This window comes from Streptococcus sp. NLN64, assembly GCF_015831295.1.
GTDB lineage: Bacteria > Bacillota > Bacilli > Lactobacillales > Streptococcaceae > Streptococcus.
The window spans coordinates 1-19,483 of the sequence record NZ_JADXDQ010000038.1; the positions used below are offsets into that span (position 1 = coordinate 1).

Below are 19,483 nucleotides of genomic sequence, written 5' to 3' on the forward strand. Positions count from 1 at the left end.
AGTCTGGGCCGTGTCTCAGTCCCAGTGTGGCCGTTCACCCTCTCAGGTCGGCTATGTATCGTCGCCTAGGTGAGCCTTTACCTCACCTACTAGCTAATACAACGCAGGTCCATCTGGTAGTGATGCAGTTGCATCTTTCAAATAGATATCATGCAATATCCATTGTTATGCGGTATTAGCTATCGTTTCCAATAGTTATCCCCCGCTGCCAGGCAGGTTACCTACGCGTTACTCACCCGTTCGCAACTCTTCCAGAAGTGCAAGCACTTCCTTCAGCGTTCTACTTGCATGTATTAGGCACGCCGCCAGCGTTCATCCTGAGCCAGGATCAAACTCTCATCAAAAGTTTGAGCTGTTGCTCATTTTTTCTGTCGCTGACAGATTTGTTCTGCGTTAAATCTTCAGACTTCTTTGTTAAACCTCCTTGGTGAACCTTAGTTCTACCTGCGTCAGTTTTCCTTGAAGTCTTTTGATTTAGCTTCGAATTTATTATTGACAGGTAGTATCCCTACTACCCACACATTGGTATTCGTCTTGTTCAGTTTTCAAAGGTCATGTCTCTCACGAGACAACTTAATCAGTTTATCAAAACCTCAATTGCTTGTCAACACTTTTGTTTAACTTTTTTGAAGTTTTTTTATTTTCGTTCGTTTGAGCCGAACTATTCTACTGATTGCTTCCCGTTTAAGGGCACCTCGAAAAACTCCGGTTTTGCATCAAATCATGTCGTAGAAATCTTGATAAATCAATGTTCGAATTTTTAAGAGTTTAGTTTTTAGAGGTGCCCTTAAGGAACTCTCCCTTCAGGACTTTATTAGTATACAACATGATGTTGGTCTTGGCAAGGGGGAAATGTAATTTTTTTCAAAAAAATGAAGGCTGGGTGAATTCCCAGCCTCGATATGAAGGTGTTTATTTAACTTCGAGAAGTCCAAAACCACCGTCTTCACGTTTGTAAAGAACGTTAGTTGAGTCATCTTCTGCATCTTTGTAAATAAAGAAGTCGTGACCAAGAAGGTCCATTTGAAGAATAGCCTCTTCTACACTCATCGGTTTAAGATCGATTTGTTTAGAGCGAACAATTTTGACTGGATCTTTTTCTTCTGCCTCAATCAATTCATTGGTGAAAATTTGACCTGTCGCAACTTTGGCTCTATGTTTTTTCTCAATCTTGGTTTTGTTTTTACGGATTTGACGATCAATTTTATCGACCACTAGGTCAACGGAGCCATATAAATCTTGGGAAATATCTTCTGCACGAAGAGTTAGGGAGCCAAGTGGAATGGTTACCTCAACCTTAGCAGTTTTTTCACGATATACCTTTAAATTGACCCGTACATCGAGTTCTTGTTCATCCTGAAAATACTTGGAAAGCTTTTCAAGTTTTGCAGTAACATAATTACGTATTGCTTCTGTTACTTCAATGTTTTCGCCACGGATACTATATTTAAACATATATATACCTTCCTTCTAAGCTAGAAGCTTTTCTATATATATAGTATAACGTTTTCACTTCAAAAATGCAAGCCCTTTCCTCATCTTGCGATGGAAAATGTGAAAACATTTTGACTTATGTTTTCATAAATTATTTTCTTAGCCTGGGCCAGAGTCGCTCCTGTTGTGTAAACATCATCCACTAATAGTACTCCTTTAGAGACCTTAAGAGACTGCTTCAATTCAAATACCTGCTCCATTTCTAACCGTTTTCTCCTCCCCTTTCCAATTTGATGCTCAACCTCAGCCTTTTTCAATAGTGGATAGTAGGTAATTCCTGCAGCTTCTAGAAATCCTTCAACTTGATTGAAGCCCCTTTCTTGATACCTGTGGTCTGATACCGGTATTGGTACCACGGTATAGCCCTTCCATTTTCTAAGGCTTTCTTTTACTTCTTTTGAAAAAGCAAAACGAAGCTGGTAATCTCCCCAGAGCTTGTAACGAACAAAATAGTCGGCCATGTTCTTCTCGTATTGGTAAAGGGCTGTATGACAGATCGGGTGTCCTCGTTCTTGCCATAACATACAATCTGAACAGAGTTCTGAGCTACCTGACTTTTGACAAGACGGGCAGCAGTTTTTATCTATTTTTCGAAAGGATAGTCGGCAGGTGGAGCATAGATACTCTTCATTTTTTACCATAAAAAATAAATCTGCGAATAATAGGGGACTTACAATGATGCTTTGACAAAGGATACAACGGTTCAAAATCCGGCCTCCTGATTCATCTGCTTGATTTCTTGAATAGCTTGCTTGATAGCGCGAGTCTGTTCTTGGGCGAAAAAAAATACGAGGCCAAGTGGTCGTTCTGGGCTACGGCCAACACGTCCTGCTATCTGCACTAGGCTACTTTTCGTATAGAGAGGATGGTCAGCTTCCAGAACAAACACATCCACCTTTGGAAAAGTAACCCCCCGTTCTAAAATTGTGGTTGTGATCAGAACTTCCACGCGCCCTGTCCGAAAGTCTTCGACCAGTTCTTTCCGATTGGGAGTCTGAGAGGAGACGAAGGCTGCTCGAAGATGGGGATGCAGTTGACTTAATTTTTGATAAAATGCTTTGCCCCATTGGATCAGAGGAAGAAATATCAAAAGCGGAAAGTCACTTCGACGTTGTTCTTTAAAGGAATGGAGAAACTTCCTAGGCAATCGACCACCAGCTTGATAACCAGACCAATAATGTACTTGAGGGACAACCAAGGGATTCTGGTGAAAACGTTTAGCCAAGGCCAAGCGTTTTAGGTCTCCTCTTTGAATCCATTCTTCCAACCTAGGCGTTGTCGTGGCCGTAAGAAAATGTAAGGGTGCCTTCGGCTTTCGTGCTTGGTCAACAGCTGCATACAACTGGTCGTTTTCATCAAAAGGAAAAGCATCCACTTCATCAACAATCAGCAAGTCAAAAGCTTGATAGAAGCGAAATAACTGCTGAACTGTCGCCACAACGAGTTGACTTCTCCGATAGGGCTCTCCCTCACCATAGAGAAAACAAGAAGCCACTTCAAAATCTCTTTGTAAACGATGATGGAGCTCCCGACAAACGTCAATCCTAGGACTTGCCAATCCCACCACTCCACCTTGATTGAGGTAATGAGTCAGCAAAGGATAGAGCATTTCCGTTTTCCCTGCACCGGTTACAGCATGAACCAGACAAGACCACCCTTTCATACTATAGTCACGCAGCATCCGAGCTACCTTTTCCTGGTCGCTGCTAAGTTGGCCCAACCAACGACAACTCTCTGTCGTCGGAAAAGGCTGCTGTTTCAGATAATACAGCTGTTCATCCGATCGCACGCGCCCCATCTGGATACACTCACGACAATAGAGGGCCCCTTGCGGGAGACGATTTTTTTCATTTAACTGACTTTGGCACCTTTGGCAAACCCATTGACCCTTGATTTTTTCAATACCTGGCATCGTAAGAGCCACAGACTTCAGTTTTTCTGGCCATTCCCTTGCAGGGAGACGTCTGCCCCAATAATTTTTTTCATCTTCCATACTTCTTTATTCGAAAAAACTTGCATTCTTTTTTACTTTGACTACAATAGAATTATGGAATTTAGAACAATTACTCAAGACGGCGCTGCCGAACAAACTATAAAAAAATCCCGTTTCCTCTGTCAGGCTAAGCGGGTTGAGACGGAAGAAGAGGCACGTGCCTTCATTCAAGCTGTGAAAAAAGAACACTACAAGGCGACTCATAATTGCTCGGCCTTTATTGTGGGAGAAAAATCCGAAATTAAACGCTCCAGTGATGATGGCGAACCAAGCGGAACAGCTGGTGTACCTATGCTGGGAGTTTTGGAAAATCACAATCTTACCAATGTCTGTGTCGTTGTCACTCGCTACTTTGGCGGAATTAAACTGGGGGCGGGTGGGCTGATTAGGGCTTACGCTTCTAGCGTGGCTCTAGCGATAAAAGAATTAGGCATTGTCCAACGTAAGGAGCAAATGGGCTTGCAGGTGGAACTCTCCTACTCCCAGTATCAAGAATATGGAAATTTCTTAAAGGATCAAGAATTGGAGGAATACGATACCCAGTTCACAGATACGGTTCAAACTCTGCTCTACCTAGATAAGGAACGACTGGAATCAGTCCAAGCAACTTTGACTGATTTTTATCAAGGAAAAGTAAACTACCAAGAAGTCGGCTTGCGGGAAGTTGAGATTCCCCAATCCCTATATGAGAACCAGGAATAGAAAAAGAACTTGCCTTGAAATGAAGGCAAGTTCTTTTTCTATTCCTCATGATTTTTCAGATAATCCAAGGCTTCTTTGGTCCAGTTAGAAAGGTTCTTTCCTAATGGACGAAAACCAGATTTATAGCGGTCGTTCGTAAAACGTCGACGTCGAGGGAAGCGATGTTTCTCCTCTTCCAAGGTTCGCATAGATAAACTAGCTTTACCAGAGTATTCGTCATAATCTACGACTTGAACAGTAATACTTTGTCCTACCTTCAAAATGTCACTGATATTCTCAATAAATCCAGTCCGAATTTCGGAAATATGGATTAAACCCGTTGTACCATTCTCAAGCTCTACAAAGGCTCCATAGGGTTGAATACCACTAACAACACCCTTGTATTTTTCGCCAATTCTCATTCCTCCACCTCAATTTTCAGAATGATCACGGGTTCTAAAGGTTTATCCATCATGTCTACTTCAACATGGGCAATCTTATCAAGAACTTCAAAAGAAGTGGGATCCATTAACTGACCAAAGACTGTATGTCGACGATCCAAATGAGGAGTACCACCCGTTTCTGCATAATATTCTGCAATCGGTGCAGGCCAGCCCCCTCGAACCAATTCTTTTTTATTGTAGGTTCCACCTGTGTTCTGAACAATGAAGAATTGACTACCATTGGTATGGGGACCAGCGTTGGCCATAGATAAGGCACCACGGAGGTTGTAAAGTTCTTCATGGAATTCATCTTCAAATTCACCACCATAAATGGATTCTCCACCCATACCAGTTCCGGAAGGGTCTCCGCCTTGAATCATAAAATCTTCAATGATGCGGTGGAACGTTACCCCTTCATAATAACCTTCCTTGGCAAGACCAAGGAAATTGGCAACTGTTTTAGGTACACGATCAGGAAAAAGTTTGATCTTCATAGTCCCTTGGTTGGTCTCCATGCTAGCCACAGGTCCTTCGACTTTCTCCAAATCCAATTGTGGAAAGTTTAACAGTTTAGGAATCAGCCCCATTTCCACTAAAGCATGTTCAATTCCATTCTCTTCCACTAACTTGGTCACAAAGTCCGCCTTGTCCTTAACGGAATCAAGAGCTCCTCCCATGGCAACTGCCAATCCAGCTAGATCAAACACCTCCAAATCATTTAGACCATCACCAAAGACCAAAAGATTCTCCGGCTTGAGGTTTAAACTTTCCAGAACTTTTTTGACACCAACCGCTTTTGACATATCCTTGATTACAACATCGCATGAATTAGTGTGCCAACGAACCAGACGAAGATCTTTAGCTAATTCCTCTGGCAAGGCTAAATCCTGTTCTCCTTCCTCGAAGGTCCACATTTGGTAAATGGCTTCTTTTTGATCCAAGTCCGGATCGATCTCAAGTCCAGGATAGACAACGTCAATGGCTTCATTTATGAGTGGGGAACGTTTAGAGAGGCTAGCCTGATCTTTTCCAACCAACCCATAAGCCACTTCTTGGTTAGCAGCCCAATCTTTATAAGCTTGAACCTGTGCCTCTGGGATGGGTTGGCTAAAAACAACCTCACCCTTGGCATCTTCCACATAAGCCCCGTTTATCGTTACCAGATAATCAGGTTTAAGAGCTCGCAATTCTGGTACAACACCAAGAGGTGAACGGCCAGTCGCAATTCCCACCTTAATTCCAGCTTTTTTTAAGTCACGAAAAACACGCTCAATCGAAGCTGGGATAAAGCCTGTGTCCTTCACCCGTAAGGTATCGTCAATATCAAAGAAAACAATTTTTATTTTTTTTGCCTTATATTTTGTTTTAGTATTCATGTTTACTCCTTATCCCCAATCCTCATCTGATTGCACCAAATGATGTTGAAAGGCATAGATAACTGCCTGTGTTCGATCACTGACTGCCAATTTTGAGAGGATATTTGAGACATGTGTTTTAACTGTTTTTAATGAAATAAAAAGTTCGTCTGCAATCCGCTGATTTTCATAGCCTTTGGCCAAAAGGGCGAGGATATCCCGCTCCCGGGGGGTTAAGTCTTCGTGCAAAGGACGATTGAGGCGGTGTTGTTCGAATTTTTGAGAAACTTCAGTCTGGATAGCCATCTCCCCTTGCGAAACTTTCCGAATCGCACTGAAGATTTCATCCGCCGAGGAAGTCTTGAGAATATACCCCTTGGCTCCAGCTTCTAAAACAGGATAAATCTTTTCATTGTCCAGATAAGAGGTCAAAATTAAAATTTTAGCTTCCGGCCAAGCTTCCAAAATATTCAATGTGGCTTGAATTCCATCGACATCAGGCATCAAAAGGTCCATGACAATCACATCTGGTCGCAATTCCAGCGCCAATTCCAAGCCTTCCTTGCCATTATTGGCTTCACCAATAACCAAGGTATCCACCTGCAAGTTAAGATAACTTTTGAGGCCCAATCGGACCATCTCATGATCATCCACTAATAGAATTTTCATCGAGTTCTCCCTTTAAAATTGGTATGCGAATATCAATCGCGACTCCCTGATAGGGAGCCGTTCTGAGGGTCATTCTACCTGCCATATCTTCTACCCTCTCTTCCATATTGGCCAAGCCATAATGGAAATCTTTGGTTTGATTTTTTTGAAACCCTACCCCATCATCGACCATTTTCAGCTGCAACTGACCCGGTGTCTGTCTAAGATAGACTTCAATATGTTTTGCTTGAGCGTGGCGCAAGGTATTGCTGATAAACTCTTGCACAATCCGATAACAATGGTTTTCAATTTCAGACGACAAGTTTCCAACCGAAACTTCTAGACGTGTGGAAATTGAGCTCTTTTCCTCCACTTCTGAAAGCAACGTTTTAAGAGCAGTGACTAGGTCACGTCCCTCCAGTTCCCTGGGACGCAAGTGAAGTAACAGGATCCGTAAATCATTCTGGGCGGTATTCAAGATACCCTCCACTCCTTGCAGCTGTCCCCGCATTTCATCCGCATCGATACTGGATTGCCGGAGACCCGAGACCATCATGCTTGCGGCAAAAAGCTCTTGGCTGACCGTATCATGTAGATCACGGGCAATTCGTTGCCGTTCTTCAGTGATAACCTGGGCCTTCTCAACCAACTCCTGGTTCTCCTGCTCCTGACGATTTTCCTGCAAACTTTGAATAGACTCTCCTAGTAGCTGGAGATCAGCGTCTAAGATAGGGTCATCCAAACTCGTGTAGGTTTGGCCTTTACGAATTTGTTCTAGGGCTGGATGCAGGCGATTGCGCATGGTTTGGGCACGCCATATCTGAGCCAAAAAGGCCAAACCGACTGTTCCTACCGACAAAGCTAGCAACATTGCCAAAATCTGGAGTCCAATCCAATCTCTTAACCAGAGATCAACCCAATTATAGTCTAGTAATTGTAAAAATTTTGTCGTTAAAAAAAAGAGGAGTCCAAAGGTTGCCACAAAAATAAAGAGATAAACACCCTTTCTCATCGGCGAATCACCTCCACGTTCCCCAAGAGGCTGGAAATAACCAACTTGACAGAGCGATTGGCCTGATACAAATCCTCGCTATGAATCTGTAACTGTTCATTGCGCAAATAGTAGGATTCATCGAAGAAGTGAACATCTCCATACAAAGTGTTCACAGATAACTCAACGGCAAGGTCTATTGGGACATAGATCTTGGTGTGACCGACGACCTTGCGAATCAGGATAAGATTAGCTTCAGGACCAATGACCACTTGGTCTAGATAGAGAGTATCATTACCACTAAAGCGAAAGAGATTCAAATCCTCAAAATCCTGATCTTCTGCTAAAAAATAAGAGAAATCTCCAATCCAAGTATTACGCTGCTTTGTTCCAGCCTGTGGTAGATGAGTAACTACTGTAGGCTTATGTTCCCGATAAAGGTAAGGAATACTGGCTGTAAATCCATAAATTAAGCCAAAAATAATAGCTGCCATCCCAAAGGGGTTGAGACTAAAGGCTAGAAAGAGAAACAAACTCAAGGCCACCAGGAGTAGATTGGACTGGCTGTCCACCCGATAATAGTGATACAACAAGAGACAGAGTACTAAAAAGAGTATCCCTCTTGTCAAATCATCTGTAAACATCGTTAAGAGAGCGAGTGTTACTAGAATTAACTCGATCAATACAAAAAAATGAATTTTTCTCATCACAAGCTCCTTGTACCTTCTTATTGTATCAAATGGGAAGCCTCCTGAACAGTAACAACCCACGGAGAACCAAAAAAGGCCTGGTCTAGTTTCCAAGCCTTCTTCATTTTGTATTATTCCTCTATGTTGGATTGTGAGGATGTATCACTTCGACTAGAAGTTGAGGTTTCCGTGCTGGTATCCGTATCGATCAAGCTATCATCTGTTGGTGATGAATCAAAACTGGAACTATTAGATGAATAACTGGATTGATTTTGAACAACCGCTGCAACCGTCAATTCAATATTTGCAGACTTAACATCTATAATATTTCCCACCAAGGGATTTTGCCGAACAATGATATCGGACTGGGCAGCTGTCACATCATTCGTCACGCGCCGTGTGATTCGGTTAGCTGGAACTCCCAAGTTAATGAGAATATCCCGCGCATCCCTATAAGTCATCCCCGTGAAATCAGGCATCTCAATCGTGGTCGCTTGGCGAGCCACTTGCAATACAATCTTCGTTCGTCCGGTCGGATCAAATTCTGTTCCTTCCGCAGGAGTCTGAGCCAGGACAGTCCCAGCTTCTTCATAGGTATCATCTACTTCTTCAATCTGAATCAAGCGGTCAGGCACCTGATGTTCCTCCCGTAGGATATGCTCAGCTTCACTAAGAGTCCTTCCCACCAGATTTTCCATCTTAAAGCGGGTTCCCTCAGCCGACACAATTAAATCAACCGTCGAACCTTCACGTCTTTGGGTACCAGATTTCGGATTGGTCCGAATGACATTTCCTGGTTCTATTTCTGTCGAAGCTTCTTCGGAAACATTCCCAACGACAAGTCCTGCAGCCTCAATCTGGCTCCTTGCATCCGCTAAGGGTAGATTTTCAACTTGAGGAATGACTGCAGATGCCGGACTAAGAAAGATCAGGGATAAGACTGCTAAGACTACCAATACAAAGGCTCCAAAAACCACCTTGTAACGCATACGAATACGCCGACGACCGTGTTTCATTTTGGCGGTAGCCCCAGATTTCTTCTTGTTGACTGGCTTTTTCTTTGGAGTAGCTGGCTCTTCTGCTTTAGAGTCTCCCTCTTCCTTTTTGGCAGGAAGTTCTACCGGACGGGCCGGTGCTGGAGTCACCTTTGGACTGGGAGTAGATTTGGGAAGTGTTTTAACTTCTGATTCTTTTTCGGAAAATTGTAGGATTGGCTCATTGCGGCGCTCGTAAGAAAGACTGGTGGAAAGATCCAAGTACATATCCGCAACCGTCTTATATCGGTCTTCCAGTTTCTTAGCAGTAGCCTTTATGACAACATTTTCCACGGGATTCACTACCCGAGGATTCTCTTCCCGAATAGAAGGGAGGGGTTTTTGAAAATGCTGTAGGGCAATCGTAACTGCACTATCCCCGTCATAGGGAATATGCCCCGTCAACATTTCATAGAAAATAATTCCCATCGCATAAATATCCGATTGGACAGTTGCCTTGGAACCCCGCGCTTGTTCAGGCGAAAGGTAATGCACGCTTCCTAGCATTGAATTGGTTTGCGTCAAGCTGGTTTCCGCAAAGGCTACCGCTATTCCAAAGTCTGTGACCTTAACAGTCCCACCCTTGGTCAAGAGAATATTTTGCGGCTTCAAATCACGATGGACAATCCCTCGCATGTGGGCTAGACGCATAGCCAGAAGAATTTCCCCCATGATACGGACCGCTTCTTCATTACTAAGAGGAGCTTTTTCCTTTAAGTAACGTTTTAAATCCAGGCCAGACACATATTCCATAGCCAGATACTGCTGACCTTCTTCTTCCCCAAGATCTGTAATACGAACAATATTGGGGTGGTCCAATTCGGCCATAGCTCTAGCCTCACGTTGGAATCGAGCTACTGCTACCGGGTCTGTCTGATAGTTTGTCCGTAGAACCTTAACAGCTACTTCCTCCCCATCCAAAATCAAATCCTTAGCAAGGTAGACATCTGCCATTCCTCCACGTCCGATCTGCTCCAGGATTTTGTAACGACCAGCAAAAATTTTACCGATTTGGATCATAGCCGGTCCTCCTGCTGATAACGAACAAGCGCAACCGAGATGTTATCCAGACCACCTGCATCATTGGCCATTTGAACCAAGGTTTCAGCTTTTTCATGAAGCGATAATTCGCTAGCCAGAATTTCCTTAATTTGCTGATTGGTCACCATATTGGTAAGCCCATCACTATTAATAATTAGGTAATCCCCTTCCTGAAGCACAGCTAAGCCAATATCTGGCTTAACTGGATCTTGTTGTCCAATAGACTGGGTAATAATATTTTTTTGAGGGTGATTCATAGCTTCTTCTTCTGTAATTTGCCCCGCTTTCAAGAGCTCATTAACCAAAGAATGATCACTGGTCAACTGGATATATTCCTGTTGATCCCAGATACTCACCCTTGAATCTCCGACATGGGCAAAAACAGCCTGGTTGCCAATGATAGCAACAGCATCCAAGGTTGTACCCATTCCACGAAATTCTTCTTCTTGTCCCATGGCATGGATTTTTTGATTTTCGATTTCCAATTGGGTTTCAAACCAGGCACGCATGGTATCAATTGAATTGATATCGGTATTGACCCAAGCAGCTCCCAGGTCAGTCACCGCCATCTCACTAGCAATGTTGCCAGCTCGGTGACCTCCCATTCCATCGGCTAACACAATCAGAGGATTACCCGCGTGGTTACGAAATTGATTGACAAAATCTTGATTATTGGAACGTCTTTGTCCCACATCTGTCAACAATGCAATCTCCATGTCTTCTTATTTCCTCCTTCAATCAGGATTTCTTTCTTAGTTGGCTGATAAAAAATCCATCCGTCCCGAATAACTCAGGTGTGATTAGAAGACAGCCATCTACCATCATCTCTGTCTTAGGATGAATGAGCGGAACCTGTTCAAAGTCAGGATGTCCTTCTAAAAACTTTTGGATCACTTCTTGATTTTCTTTTGCAAAAATTGTACAAGTACTATACGTTATTATACCACCTTCTTGCAAGGTTTGACAAACACTATCCAATATCTCCAACTGAACCGCTTGGAGTTGGTCCAAGTCCTCCTGATTTTTACGATATCGAATGTCGGGTTTACGACGCAGGAGTCCAATTCCTGAACAAGGAGCATCGACCAGAATCTTATCAAAGTACCTAGGTGGAAAAACCTTGTGAACAGCACGCGCATCCAAGCGTTGGGTTTTAATTCGATCTGTCAAACCCAGGCGCTGAGCAGTTTCCTCAATCAGAGCCAACTTGTGGTCATATAAGTCCAATGCTACCACCTGCCCCTTATCCAAATAAGAAGCTATATGGGTGGTTTTCCCACCAGGTGCACTACAGGCATCCAAAACGCGTTCCCAACCTTCTAAGTTCAACGTGGGAGCCACCAGCTGGCTGGACTCATCTTGAATAGTCACGAGTCCTTCTTTAAAAGCCTGGCTGGCAGCGAACGGACCATGGTCTTTGACCAAACCGTAAGGTGAAATCTCAGAGTCCCTAGCATCCAATTGGTCACGCAAGCTTGCTTTTTCCGCCAAGTTCTGAATCCGAATGCTAGCTCGATTTCGCCAGAGAAGACTGGCCATAATAGCTTCAGCACGTTCCTGTCCGTATTCAGTAATAAGATCGCGAACCAACCAGACAGGTAGCGAATAGGTCACCGATAGGCGCTTATTAAGGCGCTTGATGCTAGCTGGATCAGGTACACCTTGGTCCTGAATTTTACGCAGAACTGCATTAACATAGCCGCCAGCTGCAGAGTGCAGGCGTTTTTTGACCAAGTCAACTGCTTGGTGGATGGCTGCCCGATTTGGAATTTTTTTCAAATAGAGCATTTGATAAAGGGTCAGGAGCAAGACGGGATAAACTGGGGAATCTAACTGATCACGGTCTGGGATAAAAGAGGATAAATACCACTCCAAAGTAATTTTGCGAGTCAAGGTACCATAAACCAATTCAGTCACCAGGGCCTTATCTGTGTTAGAAAGGTGACTCTGGTTCAATGCCTTGTTCAAAGCTAGGTTGGCGTAGGCTCCTTGTTCCAGAACTGCTTCAAGAATTTCAAGGGCAAGCTCCCTTGCCGTTATTTGTTTACTCAAAGCGATCTCCTACCTTTACTTCCCGTCCAACGCCATTAAGGAAATCCTGAATAGGCATAGCCGCCTTACCAAAGGGTTGCAGACGAAGAATGGCTACGGCACCACTTCCAGTCCCCACATGCAAGGATTTCTTATCGCGGAAAATGACCTGCCCCGCAGGCCCATGCCCATCAACGAGCTGAGTTTCTTGAATTTTTAAGCGTTCCCCCTGCCAGAAGGTATGGGCTACTGGCCAAGGATACATGCCTCGGACTTGATTAACCAAGGCCACCGCAGGCTTACTCCAATCCAACTGCTCTTCCTCCGGTTTGATATTAGGAGCGAAGGTTACTAAATTAGGATCCTGGGGCTCTGGTTGAATTTCTCCTTTAGCATAGGTCTCTAATTTTTCCAACAAAAGGTCACGACCCAAAATAGCTAATTTTTCAAAGAGGGTTCCCACATTGTCTTCTTTCTCAATTTCAAGCGAAGCCTGCGCAATCATATCTCCAGCGTCCATCTCTTTGACCATCTCCATCAAGGTCACGCCTGCTTCTTTATCCCCATTAATCAAAGCATAGTGGATGGGTGCTCCACCCCGATACTTGGGCAGAAGGGAAGCGTGCACGTTCACTGCAAAGTCAAAGGCAGCTAAAAGCTTTGTTGGTAAAAACTGGCCAAAAGCTGCTGTGACAATCCCATCCGCATCCAGCTGCATCAAAACTTCCATTTCTGGACTTCCGGATAGCTTTTCTGGCTGAAATACAGGTATGTCATGAGCTAAAGCCACTTCCTTAACTGGAGTCGTCCGCAGCAGTTTCTTGCGACCAACTAACCGATCTGGCTGCGTAACAACCGCAACAACCTGAAACCGTTCATCTGCTAACAAACCTTCCAAAACCGTGGCCGCAAAGGCAGGGGTTCCCATAAAAATGATATTCATGAATCAATCCTCTTCTTTCCTTACTGGGGTTCGTGGTCAATCGTCAGTCGAACCTGTTGAAATTCTTTAGTCTGGCTCAAATCCAAAACGCGGTTAAGCGCCGTTTCTAAACCAGCTTCTTTCCTGTATTTAATCAATATTTGATAGTGGTATAGATTGTGGGTCCGACTAATGGTCGATGGAGTAGGTCCAAGAACCACTACCTCAGCAGACAAGTACTGCCGAATGAGACCAAGAGTGCGATAGGCAATCTCCTCGACGACCCGTGCCTCCCTGTGGGAAAAATGCAAAGCCACTGTGAAATAATAGGGAGGGTAGCCTGCTAATCGACGAATACGCATTTCCTCTTGATAAAAGCCTTCGTAATCCTGTCGGGAAGCAAAGCCAATAGCATAGTGTTCTGGATTGTAGGTCTGCAAATAAACCCGACCAGGCTTATTGGCCCGACCTGCCCGACCTGCCACCTGCGTCAAGAGCTGGAAAGTCCGCTCAGCAGCCCTGAAATCAGGAAGGTGAATCCCCGTATCCGCATTGAGCACACCCACCAAAGTCACATTTGGAAAATCCAAGCCCTTGGCAATCATTTGTGTCCCTAAAAGGATATCTGCCTCCCCACGACCAAATTGTCCCAATAGTTTCTCGTGGCTACCTTTTTTTCGGGTTGTATCCACATCCATACGGAGAACTCGAGCCTGAGGGAGAAGCTCATTCAGCTCCTCTTGCGCTCTTTCAGTCCCGGTTCCATAGTAGTGGATATCTCGACTCTGGCAGTTCGGACAGGTCTGGGGAATTCCTTTTCGAAAATCACAGTAGTGACAATTCATGGTTCGGGTAGACATATGTAAGGTTAGGGAAATATCACAATTAGGGCAGGTATCAACTTCACCACAAACTCGACACATCATAAAACTAGAAAAACCACGCCGATTCAGCATCAAGACAGCTTGCTCTCCCCGCGCCAAAGTTTCCTCCAAGGCTTCTAAAAGAGGGGGGCTAATATTGCGGTCTTCCTTACTGGTCCGGTAATCCCGTAAATCTATGACTTCGACTTGTGGAATCAACGCTTTGGGGTTGGCTCTCTGCGTCAATTCAACAAAATCATAGACACCACGCCAGGCTCTTGCTCGCGATTCTAGACTCGGTGTTGCCGACCCCAAAACCAAGGCAGCCTGATGATACTGGGCCCGCAACAATGCCACATCTCTTGCATGATAGCGTGGATTCGTGTCCTGCTTATAACTCGACTCATGTTCCTCATCAATAATGATAATACCAATATTGGTTAAGGGAGCAAAGATTGCTGATCGAGCCCCAATCACAACGCGAGCCTGACCATGGGCGATTTTCCACCACTCATCATACTTTTCTCCAGCTGAAAGCCCCGAATGCAAAATGGCTACCTCTTGACCAAAGCGGCCAATAAAGCCCTTTGTCATTTGGGGGGTCAGAGAAATTTCTGGTACCAAGACAATCGCATTTTTCCCGGCTTTTAAGACCTCCTCAATAACCTGCAGATAAACCTCAGTCTTCCCGCTTCCCGTAATCCCTTCTAGCAAAACGGGTTGGGTCTTTTCTTCCCCAACATGAGCCAGAATTTTCTTTTTAGCCTGAGCTTGTTGATCATTCAACCTGGGGGCCTGAGTGGGCTTAACCCCTTCAAAAAAACTGGCAGACCGCGAGACACTTTTCTCAAAAACTTCTAAAGCACCTTCGTCCGTTAAGTACTTGGTCACTGGACTGGTGAACAATTTATTCAGTTCCGTCAATCGACCTTCATTTGGATGTTGCAAAAGGAACTCACGCGCCTCTAGCCGTTTAACGGCTTGTTTGCGTATCTCAAGCTTTGACAAGACTTGAGGGTTGGGCTGGTACCACTTCTCATACTTGAGAGTCGCCTGATCCTCGGCAAGATATTTCACTTCAACTTGTCCCTTGGCTACCCATTTTTGTACCTGGACTAACTCCTCAGGGCTCAGCTTAGAAGCACGCCGCCCTCCTCCGCTTGGAAAAAAGGTAGTGGCATCCGCCAGGTCCAATCGATCAGTGGGGAGGTACAATTTATCATACTGAGATTGCAACAGGCTGGGCATCATCATTTTGAGCAGTTGGATTTTAAATGAAAATACTTGGTGACGTAGTTGCTCCACCAACCACAACTGCTCCTGGTTCAGAATGGGGATCTCATCCAGAACTTCGACGATCTCTTTGAGTTCTAACCCTTCTTTCTCCTCTCCCTTAAGGCCTATAACCACCCCCTGAATCAAGCGATTCCCATTGCCAAAAGGCACATGTACACGAACCCCGACTTGGATATCCTCCTGCCATTTATCTGGAACTCTATAAGTAAAGGGACGATCGGTTTGCCCCGTCGGCACATCTACAATAATCTCTGCCAGCATCTTTACCTCCTTAAAGGCTCAAAAAGGGAGTCTCTGGGACCTCTTTTACACGTGTCCCCTTTGACTCCCTCCATTTTGTGGACGTCTAAGAAGCTGCCTTGCTTAGATTTTTCCACCTTCTTCTTTTTCTTTGGCAATTTGTTCTTTAATTTTCTTCTCTTCTTCTTCCTGACGCTTGCGCTCTAGCTCAGCCTTCAAGCGAACCAATTCACGCTTAGCTTCCGGATCAGGGTGAATCACCACCGTACCAGCCTCGATTTCTTCCAAAGCACGAAGCGTTGACTTCACAGATTTGAAATCTTGAGTCGCTTCCGCACCCGCTTCTAACTCGTGAGCCCGCTTGGCTTCAAGAATAACAAGGGAATACTTGGAGGGTACTTGATCTAGCAAGGTGTCAATAGAGGGTTTTAACATCATAATGGAATACCTATTTTTCTATAAAAACTAACGAACGGTCGCAGTATTGCGCACCATGTCTTGGTAATGGCCGATAACGCGATCAACGCGAAAATGTTCCGCTTCGATGACACGCTTCACACGCTCTGCCGCAAGGGATACTTCATCATTAACGATGGCATAGTCATATTCCCGCATCAAGGCAATCTCTTCTTTCGCCTTTTCGATACGTTGGGCAATGACATCCGCAGAATCGGTCCCACGACCAACCAACCGGCCCTGAAGTTCATCTAAGTCCGGCGGAGTCAAAAAGATAAAGACCGCATCTGGAACCTTCTGCTTAACTTGCAACGCTCCTTGAACTTCTATTTCCAAAAAAACATCTATCCCTTTATCCAGGGTTTCATTGACATAGTTCAAAGGTGTGCCATAATAATTGCCAACGTATTCAGCATACTCCAACATTTGACCTTGGCGAATGAGTTCTTCGAACTCTTCGCGAGTCCTAAAGAAATAATCCACACCATCGACTTCTCCAGGACGCTGAGCTCTGGTGGTCATGGAGACTGAGTACTGAAATTGGTTATCAGAACTTTCGAAAATTTCTCGTCTAACAGTCCCTTTCCCAACACCGGAGGGACCTGAAAATACTATTAATAAGCCGCGATCAGCCATGAGTTCTCCTTCAATATCTTTAAAGTCTAGTCTATCAAAAATGACTACCATTTTCAACCAATTTTCTTGTATCTAAATGAAAAGCCCCTCTTGGTTTGAACCAAAGAAAGGACTTCTCAATTATTTAGCAAATTCAATGGCTCGAGTTTCGCGAATAACAGTGACCTTGATGTTTCCAGGATAATCTAAGTTGTTTTCAATTTTTTCACGAATATTGTGAGCCAAGAGGGTCATCTGGTCATCTTTTAGTTTGCTTGGGTTGACCATAATGCGAATTTCCCGTCCCGCTTGAAGTGCGAAGCTGGATTGAACACCTTCAAATTCGGTAGCGATATCCTCAAGATCACGTAAGCGTTGGATATAATTTTCCAAGGATTCACTGCGTGCACCTGGGCGGGCTGCACTGAGAGCATCTGCAGCAGCGACAATAACTGCAATTACAGAAGTTGGTTCGACATCACCATGATGGCTTGCGATGGTATTAATGACCACAGGGTGTTCTTTATACTTACGAGCCAATTCCGTTCCAATCTCAACGTGACTTCCCTCTACTTCACGATCTATCGCTTTCCCTAAATCGTGAAGGAATCCAGCCCGGCGAGCCAATACTGGATTTTCACCTAACTCACTGGCAATAATACCCGAAAGTTTGGCCACTTCAATGGAATGTCGTAGAACATTCTGTCCGTAAGAAGTCCGGAATTGCAAGCGGCCCATCATTTTCATAAGATCCGGGTGCAGATTGGGTGCCCCAATTTCATAAGCTGCATTTTCCCCGTATTCACGAATACGTTGGTCCATCTCAAGTCGGTTTTTCTCCACCAACTCCTCGATTCTAGCTGGGTGAATCCGACCATCCTTGATCAAAGCCTCCATGGTCATCCGGGCGATTTCTCTACGAATTGGGTCAAATCCAGACAACACAACCACTTCTGGAGTGTCATCAATGAGGACGTCAATCCCAGTTAAACTCTCAAAGGTTCGAATATTACGACCTTCTCGACCGATAATACGACCTTTCATATTGTCGTCAGGCAAGTGAACGATGGCGTTCGTTTGTTCTGAAACAAATTCTCCCGCCATGCGTTGCATGGCCTGTGAAAGGATGTCTTTTGCGACCTTATTGGAACGCTCCTTGATTTCCCATTCTGCCTCCCGAACCCGATTGGCAATCTCAGAAGTGAGTTTGACCTCAACCTCTTCTAAAATCTGTGTCTTGGCCTGATCTGGGGTCAAACTTGCAATACGTTCGAGTTCTGCTCTCCCTTGATCTTCAAGGGCTGCGACACGTTCCTGACGTGCATCAATTTGTTTAGACTGTTCTCCAAGAGACTGCTCTTTTTGATCCAAAAGCTCTTCCTTACGAGCCAACTTTTCATCTTTACGATCTAAGCTACCGGCTCTCAGAGTCAAACGATTTTCCGTTTCCTTGAGCTCTTGACGTTCTGTTTTGAATTCAGCTGCTACATCTTCTCGGTACTTCCGAGCTTCTTCTTTTGCTTCTAGCAAAACTTCCTTTTTAAGGGCCTTAACCTCACGCGTCGCCTCCTTCATTAAGGATTTAGCTTCCCGCTCAGCCTGACCACGAACAGTTGTCGCTTCTTGTTCAGCATTTAAGAGTGCCAACGCAGCTTCCTCCTGCTTCTTGGCCGTCGCTTTGAGACCAAGGGCACTTCCTGCTCCTAAACCAATGATGACGGCAAAAACAAACAATCCAATTGTTACCATGTTTTCACCTCATTATTTCAAATTGAATGCTCTATAACATTCTTTACTATTTTATCACAAATCATCTCTATATTGTTCATTTATACTAAAAATCCCACATATAATGTCCCATAAATGCAAACCAATCAATTTGATTTAGCCAAAAAATATCGCTATACAGCCTCTTACTTGAAAAAGAATTCAACGTTAGCTTCAAAGGTGAAACATTCAAAGAATCACAAGCTAAGTTCTAGGAGGATCTTACGATAGGAATAGGGACCTAGGATACCTCTATAAACTTCAGATAGTCACTCAGAAAATCAAAAAAGCTTGCAGAGACTCTTTGCAACTCCCTAGACCTTTGCTGTCTGTACTGTTGTTATTTTTACAAGTGGGTTGGAGGTAAAATGAAGGGCTGGGTAACAGACTTAATAATGAAGACTGAGTAACAAAGAGTGTAAGAAACAACCATGAGTCCATTCCATAGCTCTATTGTTCTGGGAAACATTCAATAATTAATGTTCAAACCGGGTTTTAATAATCCGCTAAACTTATATTACGAGGAGGCTGTAAGGATTTAAAAACACAAACCTCATTTTTTTAAAAAGAATTTTTTAATATTTTTCATACTGGACAAACTTCAAAATCGGAATACTCGAAAAATTTCAAAAAACTGACTAGGAAAACCGATGATGGTTGAACTGAAGTTCACCGAAGAGTCTTGACAACGTCAGATTTTGAAATTTAATGAGTATAGTCTTTTATTTGAAAATAACACAGTAAAAAAGCGCAAAAAAACACTATCTGTGTTATACTTAAGGTGAACATATTTAAAAATGTCTTAAGGATGTTGCCGCATCCCTAATGCTTTGACTGCTTCATAAGTTTGATGTGTTTTCAAAAGTTTGTAGACAATTCTTAGTATCTTATGAGCACAAGCGATAACAGCCTTCATCTTACTTC

Annotated in this window: 17 protein-coding genes and 1 rRNA gene; 1 reads left to right on the forward strand and 17 read right to left on the reverse strand. The window is 44.0% G+C overall.

Features of this window, described 5'->3' with window-relative positions:
- From I2503_RS06520 to I2503_RS06535, 4 genes are all read right to left on the reverse strand, one after another.
- Nucleotides 1–344, reverse strand: a 16S ribosomal RNA gene (locus I2503_RS06520); the annotation flags it as partial.
- 568 nt (nt 345–912) lie between these two features.
- A complete protein-coding gene (gene raiA / locus I2503_RS06525) occupies nt 913–1,455 on the reverse strand; it encodes a ribosome-associated translation inhibitor RaiA (RefSeq protein ID WP_196091460.1) in 543 nt (180 codons plus the stop codon).
- 80 nt (nt 1,456–1,535) lie between these two features.
- Nucleotides 1,536–1,955, reverse strand: a complete 420-nt coding sequence (locus tag I2503_RS06530; protein WP_196091459.1) for a ComF family protein — start codon at nt 1,953–1,955, stop codon at nt 1,536–1,538.
- Nucleotides 1,956–2,197: 242 nt separating this feature from the next.
- Nucleotides 2,198–3,487: a DEAD/DEAH box helicase gene (locus tag I2503_RS06535; protein WP_196091458.1), complete on the reverse strand. Its 1,290-nt coding sequence runs from the start codon at nt 3,485–3,487 to the stop codon at nt 2,198–2,200.
- 54 nt (nt 3,488–3,541) lie between these two features.
- On the opposite strand from I2503_RS06535, the gene I2503_RS06540 reads away from it, so the two are divergent.
- Nucleotides 3,542–4,189 (forward strand): YigZ family protein, encoded by a 648-nt coding sequence (locus I2503_RS06540; RefSeq protein WP_196091457.1) that lies wholly within the window; start codon nt 3,542–3,544, stop codon nt 4,187–4,189.
- Between the two features lie 38 nt (nt 4,190–4,227).
- Here I2503_RS06540 and I2503_RS06545 read toward each other — a convergent pair whose 3' ends face one another.
- From I2503_RS06545 to I2503_RS06605, 13 genes are all read right to left on the reverse strand, one after another.
- The gene (locus I2503_RS06545; protein WP_196091456.1) at nt 4,228–4,590 is read right to left on the reverse strand and encodes a S1 RNA-binding domain-containing protein; all 363 of its coding nucleotides are present in this window, start codon (nt 4,588–4,590) and stop codon (nt 4,228–4,230) included.
- The gene (locus I2503_RS06550) at nt 4,587–5,987 is read right to left on the reverse strand and encodes a Cof-type HAD-IIB family hydrolase (protein ID WP_196091455.1); all 1,401 of its coding nucleotides are present in this window, start codon (nt 5,985–5,987) and stop codon (nt 4,587–4,589) included. The genes I2503_RS06545 and I2503_RS06550 overlap by 4 nt, the downstream gene beginning before the upstream one ends.
- A 9-nt stretch (nt 5,988–5,996) precedes the next feature.
- On the reverse strand, nt 5,997–6,635 hold the full coding sequence (locus tag I2503_RS06555) for a response regulator transcription factor (RefSeq protein ID WP_196091454.1): 639 nt from the start codon (nt 6,633–6,635) through the stop codon (nt 5,997–5,999).
- A complete protein-coding gene (locus I2503_RS06560) occupies nt 6,613–7,626 on the reverse strand; it encodes a sensor histidine kinase (RefSeq protein ID WP_196091453.1) in 1,014 nt (337 codons plus the stop codon). The genes I2503_RS06555 and I2503_RS06560 overlap by 23 nt, the downstream gene beginning before the upstream one ends.
- Nucleotides 7,623–8,312, reverse strand: a complete 690-nt coding sequence (gene liaF, locus I2503_RS06565) for a cell wall-active antibiotics response protein LiaF (protein WP_196091452.1) — start codon at nt 8,310–8,312, stop codon at nt 7,623–7,625. The genes I2503_RS06560 and liaF overlap by 4 nt, the downstream gene beginning before the upstream one ends.
- A gap of 113 nt (nt 8,313–8,425) precedes the next feature.
- Nucleotides 8,426–10,348, reverse strand: a complete 1,923-nt coding sequence (gene pknB, locus I2503_RS06570; protein ID WP_196967414.1) for a Stk1 family PASTA domain-containing Ser/Thr kinase — start codon at nt 10,346–10,348, stop codon at nt 8,426–8,428.
- Nucleotides 10,345–11,085 (reverse strand): Stp1/IreP family PP2C-type Ser/Thr phosphatase, encoded by a 741-nt coding sequence (locus tag I2503_RS06575; protein WP_196967415.1) that lies wholly within the window; start codon nt 11,083–11,085, stop codon nt 10,345–10,347. The genes pknB and I2503_RS06575 overlap by 4 nt, the downstream gene beginning before the upstream one ends.
- 22 nt (nt 11,086–11,107) lie before the next feature.
- Nucleotides 11,108–12,427, reverse strand: a complete 1,320-nt coding sequence (gene rsmB, locus I2503_RS06580; RefSeq protein ID WP_196967418.1) for a 16S rRNA (cytosine(967)-C(5))-methyltransferase RsmB — start codon at nt 12,425–12,427, stop codon at nt 11,108–11,110.
- Nucleotides 12,414–13,343 carry a methionyl-tRNA formyltransferase gene (gene fmt / locus I2503_RS06585; RefSeq protein ID WP_247644692.1) on the reverse strand — a complete coding sequence of 310 codons (930 nt, stop codon included), beginning with the start codon at nt 13,341–13,343 and terminating at the stop codon, nt 12,414–12,416. Before fmt ends, rsmB begins: the two co-directional genes overlap by 14 nt.
- Before the next feature lie 20 nt (nt 13,344–13,363).
- Entirely contained in the window at nt 13,364–15,742 is a 2,379-nt protein-coding gene (locus I2503_RS06590; protein ID WP_196967416.1) for a primosomal protein N', read from the reverse strand.
- Nucleotides 15,743–15,844: 102 nt separating this feature from the next.
- Complete coding sequence (rpoZ, locus tag I2503_RS06595; RefSeq protein WP_196091448.1) at nt 15,845–16,159, reverse strand: DNA-directed RNA polymerase subunit omega; 315 nt, start codon at nt 16,157–16,159, stop codon at nt 15,845–15,847.
- Between the two features lie 27 nt (nt 16,160–16,186).
- Complete coding sequence (gene gmk / locus I2503_RS06600) at nt 16,187–16,813, reverse strand: guanylate kinase (RefSeq protein ID WP_196091447.1); 627 nt, start codon at nt 16,811–16,813, stop codon at nt 16,187–16,189.
- 120 nt (nt 16,814–16,933) lie between these two features.
- Entirely contained in the window at nt 16,934–18,541 is a 1,608-nt protein-coding gene (locus tag I2503_RS06605) for a ribonuclease Y (protein WP_196967417.1), read from the reverse strand.
- Between the last annotated feature and the right edge of the window lie 942 nt (nt 18,542–19,483).